General features: G+C 44.7%; 8 protein-coding genes. 4 read left to right on the top strand and 4 right to left on the bottom strand.

Going from position 1 to position 9,463, the window contains the following annotated elements:
• Positions 1-185 precede the first annotated feature (185 nt).
• Positions 186-2,189 (bottom strand): 4-Cys prefix domain-containing protein, encoded by a 2,004-nt coding sequence (locus tag P5674_RS05840; RefSeq protein ID WP_006617624.1) that lies wholly within the window; start codon positions 2,187-2,189, stop codon positions 186-188.
• A 146-nt stretch (positions 2,190-2,335) separates the two neighbouring features.
• Here P5674_RS05840 and P5674_RS05835 point away from each other — a divergent pair, with 146 nt between their 5' ends.
• From P5674_RS05835 to P5674_RS05825, 3 genes are all read left to right on the top strand, one after another.
• Positions 2,336-2,764 (top strand): NfeD family protein, encoded by a 429-nt coding sequence (locus tag P5674_RS05835; RefSeq protein ID WP_006617623.1) that lies wholly within the window; start codon positions 2,336-2,338, stop codon positions 2,762-2,764.
• Between the two features lie 38 nt (positions 2,765-2,802).
• Positions 2,803-3,726 carry an SPFH domain-containing protein gene (locus P5674_RS05830; RefSeq protein WP_006617622.1) on the top strand — a complete coding sequence of 308 codons (924 nt, stop codon included), beginning with the start codon at positions 2,803-2,805 and terminating at the stop codon, positions 3,724-3,726.
• Between the two features lie 405 nt (positions 3,727-4,131).
• Entirely contained in the window at positions 4,132-4,806 is a 675-nt protein-coding gene (locus tag P5674_RS05825) for an SDR family oxidoreductase (protein ID WP_006617621.1), read from the top strand.
• A 13-nt stretch (positions 4,807-4,819) separates the two neighbouring features.
• On the opposite strand, the gene P5674_RS05820 is transcribed toward P5674_RS05825, so the two are convergent.
• The 3 genes from P5674_RS05820 to glgA all read right to left on the bottom strand — a co-directional run bounded on the left by P5674_RS05820 (position 4,820) and on the right by glgA (position 8,522).
• On the bottom strand, positions 4,820-5,965 hold the full coding sequence (locus P5674_RS05820; protein WP_014274097.1) for an ATP-binding protein: 1,146 nt from the start codon (positions 5,963-5,965) through the stop codon (positions 4,820-4,822).
• Between the two features lie 160 nt (positions 5,966-6,125).
• On the bottom strand, positions 6,126-6,929 hold the full coding sequence (locus tag P5674_RS05815; protein WP_014274096.1) for a sulfotransferase domain-containing protein: 804 nt from the start codon (positions 6,927-6,929) through the stop codon (positions 6,126-6,128).
• A 117-nt stretch (positions 6,930-7,046) separates the two neighbouring features.
• Positions 7,047-8,522 carry a glycogen synthase GlgA gene (gene glgA / locus P5674_RS05810; protein ID WP_014274095.1) on the bottom strand — a complete coding sequence of 492 codons (1,476 nt, stop codon included), beginning with the start codon at positions 8,520-8,522 and terminating at the stop codon, positions 7,047-7,049.
• 402 nt (positions 8,523-8,924) lie between these two features.
• Here glgA and P5674_RS05805 point away from each other — a divergent pair, with 402 nt between their 5' ends.
• A complete protein-coding gene (locus P5674_RS05805; protein WP_014274094.1) occupies positions 8,925-9,380 on the top strand; it encodes a hypothetical protein in 456 nt (151 codons plus the stop codon).
• Positions 9,381-9,463: the final 83 nt, after the last annotated feature.

Raw genomic sequence — 9,463 nt, 5'->3', positions numbered from 1 at the left:
AGGGTTCGCCTATATCCTCCCCTCCTAGGGATAAGATAAATCAACCCGCCCTCTGAGGGTTCACCTATATCCTCCCCTCCTAGGGATAAGATAAATCAACCCGCCCTCTGAGGGTTCGCCTATATCCTCCCCTCCTAGGGATAAGATAAATCAACCCGCCCTCTGGAGGTTCTCTGAGGGTTCACCTAGGAAATGTAATAGGAAATGTAATTGGTATCGGAATCAACTTCTGTGGTTGAGGGTTCCGTGGGTGTTTCCGTGGGTGTTTCTGTGGGGGAGTCTGTGGGTGTTTCCGTGGGTGTTTCCGTGGGGGAGTCTTGGTAGACTAGCCGCCAAACTAAATAACCACCGGCGATCGCCAAAATCAATAAAGCCAGAATCAATAAAGCCTGTTTCAAGCGGTGGAGACGAGTAGCCCTCTTGTCAACAGAAGTCACAGCTTCTTCTTCCATCAGCGCCCGTGATGCGGCCGTAAATTCCGACTCTAAGGGTAGAGACTCTTGAGTGGTCGCGGTGGGTTCGACCATAACCAGTTTTTGAGGAGAAACCCCAAAATAAGTCAAAACCACCGAAACATTATCCCGACCATTTTGAGTATTAGCCACATCAATCAAATCCCGAACCGCTGATTCTAGGGATTTTTCCCCCCGTAAAACCAAAGGCGCATAGTCCGCCCAAGTTTTCTCAACCCATTGGTTGTCACTGAGTCCATCAGAACACAACAAAAGTAGGCCATCAGACTCAATGATAAACCGTTGGACTGCCGGGCGCAAAAATTCCGCCTCTCGGGTTCCCAAGGCTTGAGTTAAAGCGCCGCCATCCCGCCGTTGTTTAGCATCCCAGTACACAGCACGACCCAGACGCACTTCCCGGATGGTAACATCATCATCAATGGTCAACTGTTGACAAGACTCCGGCGTTATCCAATAGGCGCGACTATCCCCGACATTTACAATATAAAGTTCATGGGCATTGTTAAAATCCAAACTAGAGCCACGTCTAGCGCGTTGTGGGAGTTGTAGTGCCATAACTAGGGTAGTTCCCATGCGCTGCTTAGATGAGCGCTCCTGCTCATCATTTTGGGCGGCAATGACATTATTAACAACTCTGGTAATTTCCTGAAGTTGATGGGCGATCATAACGGGGGAAAGTAGGGTTTCCTGTTGCTCAACTTCCATGATGAAGCTGTGAATCAACGGCTTAATTGATTGGACAGCCAACCCGCTGGCAATTTCGCCACCTTCATGACCGGCTACCCCATCACAAACTAAACTCATGTAGGGGATGAGTCTGTCATTGGGGTAAATATCGGTTTGCTTGAGATCGGTAGCTGTGGGGTAGCAACAATCTTCATTGTGCGATCGCATCATACCCACATCTGTTTGACCTGCTACTGCTATATGTAAGGGCAACTCAGATGCTTGTTCTAATAAGATCTGGTTAAGTTGAGTGGCGATCGCCTCTATGGCATCCTCTGGGCTATGGCGTAGGACTTGCACAATATCCTGTAAAGGCTGGCGGACTCTCTCATGGGCGGTCTCAATCAAAACTGACCAAGACTCAGCCAGATCTCGCAGGGTTGGTTGTATCTTACCTTGATGTAACTCCCGCAATCGTACCCGCCAGCCATGTACTCGCAGGTTATGCTTAATTAGTAAACTATAGGTAGCTCCCTGTTCACACAGAGGAATCCACAATTGTAGAATCTGCCATAGCCAGTAAACTTGACGCACTGCAGTGGCTTCCGGCCATGCTTCTACCAACGACGGGTATAAACTGCCGCGATCATCAACCGGGATATTATCCAGAAGCACAATATCAACCATATCCTCAGCAGTGAAGTTGTAAACCCCATAGACGCTGGGAATATGCAGGTGGTAAGGATACAGATACAAATAGGATACGATCGCATCCGATAAGCGATCGGGAAGTACCGGAGGCACTCCTGGCTTAGTATCCAACCAAATTTGGGGGGCCGTCACATAGTAGCGGTTGCCAACTATTTGTCCGGGTTGCATGGACTGAGCCGCAGAACCCACCGCCCACAAATAGCGATAGGTTAGGGGTGTCTCACAGGTAGCACAGATTTCCTCTCCCAAGACATTACTTGGTTTCGGACAGACTGGGTTGGTGCAGTAGATCGGGGGTGGTGATGAACTGCTGATTTGCAATAGTTTATGTAAAGACACTCTGAAGATATGTTGCCGATAGGACTAAACCAGGAACATGAAAGATAAAATGATTGTAGCTCCTGTTGATCATAGCAATCCATTAATTATCAAATTTGCGCGCATCAACTCCAGAGCCCTAAATTCCCGGGAGGCTTGTTGAATCGATGTTTGCCAATCCTACACTCGTTTGGTTGCTGGCTGGGGCCGTGTTATGTTTGATGGAGTTATTTCTTCCTACGGCCTTTGTCGAGTTTATGATGGGCGTGAGCGCCTTGGTAGTAGCCGCGATCTCTTTGATCTTGCCTAATGTTCCTATACAGATAGCTCTCTGGATGATATTATCTGTCGCATCTATAATGGTAGTGCGCCGTTTATTACCAAACCGTCGGGTGGCTATCCTGGAAGAAGCAACGGAGGCTGAAACTTTGACCGAAATTTTGCCGGGACAAACTGGACGGGTAATTTATGATGGTATTTCTTGGCGGGCACGTTCTGAGGGAGAATATGCGATCGCCCCTCGACAAAAAGTCCTGGTTGTCAATCGAGAAGGAAATACCTTAGTTGTCGTTCCTGAAAAGTTAATCAATTCCTAACTACTTGCTCCGAATTTAACATCAGAGGAAAATCAACCATGGAACAGCTATTCTTGATCATTATTTTACTCTTCGGTGGCTCCACACTGGCAGGTTCTGTCAAAATTATCAATCAGGGCGATAAAGCCTTAGTCGAAAGCCTCGGTAAGTACAATGGCCGTACCTTGGATCCTGGTTTAAACTTTCTTGTACCTTTCTATCATCGCGTGGCTTATAAGGAAACTGTCCGGGAACAAGTCCTTGATATTCCTCCCCAAAAATGTATTACCCGCGATAATGTTTCCATTAGCGTTGATGCTGTGGTTTATTGGCGGATTATGGATTTGGAAAAAGCCTGCTATAAGGTTAATAACCTACAGGCTGCTATGGAAAATATGGTGCGAACCCAGATCCGTTCCGAAATGGGAAAGCTCGAACTTGATCAAACTTTTACCGCCCGCACAGAGGTTAATGAAATGCTATTGCGGGAATTGGATATCGCTACTGACCCCTGGGGTGTGAAAGTTACACGGGTCGAATTACGCGATATTTGCCCTACTAAGGCGGTAATGGATGCTATGGAGTTGCAGATGTCTGCAGAACGACAAAAACGGGCTTCTATTCTGGCTTCCGAAGGAGAACGAGAATCTGCTGTTAACTCTGCTAAGGGTCGGGCTGAGGCGCAAGTATTAGCTGCTGAAGCTCAACAAAAGGCTGTGGTACTCGAGGCGCAAGCACAACGTCAATCTCAGGTTCTCAAAGCCCATGCTACGGCGGAAGCTATCCAAATTCTAACTAAGACTCTCCAAAGTGACCCGGAAGCCCGCGAAGCCTTGCAATATCTGTTAGCCCAAAACTATATTGAGATGGGAGCTACTATCGGTAATAGTGATAGCAGCAAGGTGATGTTTATGGACCCGCGATCTATCCCCGCCACTCTCGAAGGTATGAAATCTCTCATTTCTGATACCCCTAGTTCTTAATTCACTGATCGCAATCGACGATTCATATATGCACAAAATGTCGTTTTTGTCAAGACCCCTAAAAATGGCGATCGCCTTAGTCCCCCAAAACTCGTGCATCGTGAATTGTTAATTTTGGTCGGAAAATAATCCTAACCCCGACAGAATCGGGGTTTTGGGCTCTGTTTTTGCGTCAAGACACAATAACCCCTTGGGAGCGATTTCTCCAATGGTACCATAACCCCCATAATCTCGTCAACTATTTGCGAGGGATTTTCAATTAAATTGTATTAATTCTTAACAATATTTTGAAATTCAAATCTATTTAGTCGTATCAATCAGCAAAAATTATATTTTGTGGTATTTGAGGACAAGGGATAATGGATAATTGATAATGGATAATTGATAAACAATTTTAGTAAATAGATGAATTCTGAATCTTGTATTTTTCTCGCAGGTGCGAGTCGGGGTGTAGGTCGGGAAATTGCCAATTGTCTGAGTGGAGGAGAAGTGAAGGTTAGGGCATTATTGCGATCGCCTGCCAGCGGACCAGAACTAGAAAGAATGGGCATTGAAATTGTGATGGGAGATGCTCTAGATCTGGCGGCGGTTGAACAGGCGGTGGCAGATAGGCCGGCTATTTCTGCCATGATTAGCACCATTGGCGGTTTACCGAAAGATGGTCAAAGGGCTGATTATTTGGGGAATCGTAACCTGATTGATGCGGCGGTGAAAGCTGGTGTGGGAAAATTCATTTTAATTTCCTCCATTGGTAGCGGTCAAAGTGCTGTAGCTCTCCCTCCCCAGGCGATGGAAACCCTGAAATCAGTCTTGATCGAAAAGGAAAAAGCCGAGGAACATCTGATTAATAGTGGACTGACCTATACTATTATCCGTCCGGGAGGGTTAAAGTCCGAACCAGCTACCGGAAATGGTGTGCTAACGGAGGATTACCGAGTGGCGGGAACTATCCACCGCGCTGATGTGGCGGCTTTGGCTTGCGCTTGCTTGCACTCGGATCAGGCTAATAATAAAATTCTCTCAGCTATCGATCGCCAAATGGCCTATGGTCAAACAGATTTTGAGGTTTTGGATATATAATTATCCCTGAAAATCAACAAATCTTAACTTGTTTGAGGGTTGGGGACTGCATATTAGGATCGCCATCGTTCAACGGTAGACGAATCCAAAATGTAGTTCCTACTCCGGCCGCTGATTCAAAGCTAATCGCGCCGCCATGAGCTTCGACAATAGATTTGGCGATCGCTGTTCCCAAACCCGTTCCCCCCTGTTTTCCATAGGTGACAAAGGCATCAAACAGGTGTTCTTGAATAGCTTTGGGGATACCCGGTCCGTCATCTTTAACCATAATCAGCCCCCAATTATCTTGAGTAGTAGCAGTGATGATAATCTTTCCCTGTGAATTAGGGAAGGCTTCTACAGCATTGCTGACCAGGTTTTGTAGGACCCGTATAATCTTGTTAAGGTCAGCTAGGACGTAGATTTCCTCCGGAATATCAAGGACCAATTCTACATCAGAGGAGTGTAAATAGACTCGGTTTAACTTTTCAAACTGCTGTATAATCTCCCCTATCGACACTGACTTTAAGACCAGGCTAGTGCTTCCCCGGCTAAATTCTAGGACTTCTTCAGCCATTCCTAACATTCGTTGAATTTGCATAGAAATTAGATCGCACCATTCCTCGGTTTCTTCGTCCGGGTGTAGTTCCCTAATCATGGAACTCGAAAGCTGAATACCTGTGAAAGGGCTGCGAAAATCGTGTACAATGGTGTTGACCATTTCCCCCAATAGTTCCATTTTCTGCTTGTGAATCATTTGGTTGACATACTCGTTGGTGGTGTTTCGCAGTTGTTGGGTAATATAGCCGAATAGCTTGAGGACTACTTGACCCTTTGCGTCTTGGAGAATGGTCATCAGGTGATCCTGTGAGATTTTCGCTAGGGTAGCTCCCCCTGGTGTAGCGATCGCTCTCGCACTGCGTGGCTGTCCGTCTAATACCCCAAATTCACCAAAAAAGCTATTGGGTCTAGCCACTGTTACCACTTGATAGCGATCGCCTCCTGTGGACTTACTAAACTCTACTTCCCCGGTTAGCACCAAATATAAGTAGTCGGGAACTTCGCCTTCTTCAAAAATTAGGCTTCCTTCTGGGTAGTATTCGACAAGCGCCAACTGACAAAGTTTATTCGCCTGTTCTGGCTCAAAATAGCTGATAAACTGATGGGATACTAAATCCATGAGTGTATACCTGATCTGCCATTGATATAATGATATGGTTATCCATTTTGATATACTAAAACAATTTATGCACTTTTCGTCAATCCTGTTTTAGTCGTTACCCATCTGGGTTAGGCTTTTCTCTGAATTAATTATGACATAGTTTGCAGGTGATCAAGTCTTAATTACTATTAATATTTGTTAACTGTTGTGACTCTAGTTCCCTGATTTGATTGTAAATATCCTGGGATTTGTGGCTGATAATTGTGCGGGTATTTTCCGATAATTCTTGTGTGGATGAGTTGATTTGACCGCGCCGAAAGAAGTTTTGATATCCGCCGTTTTCAGCAAATCCTAGAGTTTGGCTATCTCCCCGCTGACTGAGAGTTTGAACTTGCCGAAATTGTTGATTATTGACGGCAATTTGAGCCTGAGCTTCTGTGATATCTAAATCCAGAAAATTGCAGACATTTTTGAGCGATTCAACTGGGTTAATATTCAGGGATTCATAGCTGACCAAGAAAAGGCGATCGCTGCCAGTTTTAGCAGCTTCTAAATAACCGTTAATATGACCACACCATTGATTGATTAAATTCTGACAAAACCCATCTATCCCGGAGTTATTTTCCCGAAACCTAGGCGACCTTAATTGATAGTGATAGTAGGAACAAAGACAATCAGCCGGATGTCTAAATAGGTAGATAATTCGATAATCGGAAATGAGAGCTAATGGTTCATGGGTTTTGATAATCCGAAACGGAATTTTAATCCGAGGGTTGCGATACCAGTCTTCAATATCCACCTTATAAACATCTGGGATCACATTCCCTCCTGGTTGTGTTTTTTCCCCCCCCAAATGTTGAATCACATCACTAAGTAACAATCGCATCCACGTATTACCAGAACGTGGATAGGAGGCTAGAAATACATCTGTTGGTCGAAAATACCATTGATTTACCTTGTACTTATATGCTGAGGAAAACATGATATCTGATTAGATAGATTGACCGATGTAACCGATAGGCTTTGAGGTTTCATGTGTTACGTTTAGGATATTACCGCCACACCCAAAACCTCAGACCTATAGGAATTTTTTTGCCACTTATTTATGTCGAATATATTCGTAAATCGACAAATACTGAGTAGCTGGATTTGACCAGGAGTAGTCATATTCCATCCCTTGAATTGCCAAATTTTGAAACTTTTTGGGATAGTGATACCACAAGCCTATCGCTCTATCTAAAGCCGATTCTAGCGCCTGACTATCAGTTTGGAAAAATACATAACCATTGCGTTTTTCTGGTTCATGATAGTTGTCATAGTCCCGGTCAAAGACTGTATTGAGTAACCCGCCAACTCCCCGCACCACTGGAACAGCTCCATATTGCAAGCCAATCATCTGAGTTAAGCCACAAGGTTCATAATTGCTGGGAACAATAATAAGATCAGCCCCGGCATAAATGAGATGGGAAAGTTCTTCATTAAAACCAATTTCGATATGGCAATCAGGGTTATTATTTAGATGATTTTTTTCATGCAAAAACCAGTTGTTAATTGCGGTTTCCGTTGCCGAACCTAACAACACAAATTGAGCTTGGCGATAGAGGGCATAATAAATAGCATGGTGGACGAGATGAACGCCTTTTTGTTGGTCTAAACGCCCCACATAAGCAATTAAAGGTTTATCCCCGTGACCCAGCCATAATTGCTCTCGGAGTGCTTGTTTGTTTTTGGCTTTTTCCGTAAAGGTATCAGCATCATAATGATGGGGAATATAGCGATCGGCTTGGGGGTTCCATACTTCATAGTCAATGCCATTGAGTACCCCACCAAATTTATGTTGATGTTCATGAATGGTATGGCCTAAACCATAGCCAAAATCACCATAGTGTGCTTCCCAAGCATGGTGGGGGGAAACTGTGGTGATAAAATTGGAATAGACGATTCCGCCTTTCATCAAATTTAGAGCAAAGGGATTAAAGGGATCTTGAAGGCGATCGTCAGCGAAATAGTAAGATTCCTTATTCAGACCTGTCGCCCATAAAACATCACATCCCGAAATGCCCTGATGTTTAAAGTTATGAATGGTATAACAAACCCGTTGATATTCCATGCCATGATACTTATAAATCTCGAACAGTAGCACCGGAACTAGGCCAGTTTGCCAGTCATGGCAGTGGATCACATCAGGTCGTTTGTTCGTCAGCAACAGAAACTCTAAGGCCGCCTTACTGAAGAAGGCAAACCGCATATTGTCATCGTTGCAACCGTAGTAGCAGCTCCGATTGAAAAATAAGTCCTCGGAATGGGGGTCTATGAAAAAGCATAATCTGCCATAAACCCAGCCACAGTAGACATCGCAGTATATAGCCGCACCATACCAAGGGACAACTAAATCTCGATAGGCTTCATGTAGCCCCCAAATATGGTCATAACGCATACAATCATATTTGGGTAGAATTATCTCTACTGTATGGCCCCGCAGTTCCAACTCTCGGCTGAGTCCGTAGACTACATCACCCAAACCTCCCGCCTTGATTACAGGGGCGCACTCAGAGGCAATCTGTACAATGTACATCTTCACTCCTCTTGTAACAAAAGTTTATGTTCTATGTTTCCTATTGAATCAGGAAAAAGCACCGATCGCTCACCAATGTAATTTATGACTCCTATTTTCTCTGGTTCTAGGAGCATAGAGCAATTGAGGGTCTCAAAGAAATTATTTCCAGGATCAACGGCAAAATGGCTATTATCAATGAACTTTGATAGATTTGGTGCGCTTGCCCAAGACTTGATGTATAGTCTGAGAGTACAATATCCCCAAATTCAAAAACCAGTTCTGTTCTCAAAGACATTCCCCAAGGGAATTGTCCTTTTAACCAGGTTGGGTGATAGATTAGAGAGCCTGTGTCCCTCCAGATACTGCTGGCAGATTCTGAGGATGATCCTGGGATCGCTTGAATATCAGGTAGGTGGCTAAATGGTCCAGTCTGTTAACAACCTTAGTGAGTTAAACTTCCGTTTAGGAGGAACCATGGCTAAGAATGGTCTGTATGGGTATATAGGGGTTGTAGTTTCCTTTGGGATTTTGATTGGTCAACTTCCCGCAGAAGCGCAACCGCCAACTGTGTTGAGCGCTTCTCATATCATCTCTCGTTACCGAAGTATGGTTGAGGAGTCCGAACAACCTGAGCTACATAAACGTATGTTGTTGCTTTCTGCTCAAAATGATTTGAAGTCTATTGTTGAAGATGTCGGAGATACCTGTCAAGCCTTGGCTTCTGGGGGGTTAACTTGGCGGCAACGTCAGGCTATTCAGGAAGAGTCTCTTCGTCAAGATCTGACTTTGGACCCCCAAATGCGCGAAATTTTACGCGCTGATCAAAGTATTCGCAATAATTTGGTTAAGCAGATGTGTCCACAATACATTCGTTAATCGTCAGTAGCAACCGATAAAAGCTGCGTCAGTTAAACTTGGGGGACTCGTTTCTATTTACCGGGTCTGACGTACCCGAGGGG

This window comes from Limnospira sp. PMC 289.06 (assembly GCF_032350395.1).
In the GTDB taxonomy this organism is placed as follows: domain Bacteria; phylum Cyanobacteriota; class Cyanobacteriia; order Cyanobacteriales; family Microcoleaceae; genus Limnospira; species Limnospira platensis.
This window is presented reverse-complemented; position numbering and strand designations above follow the sequence as displayed.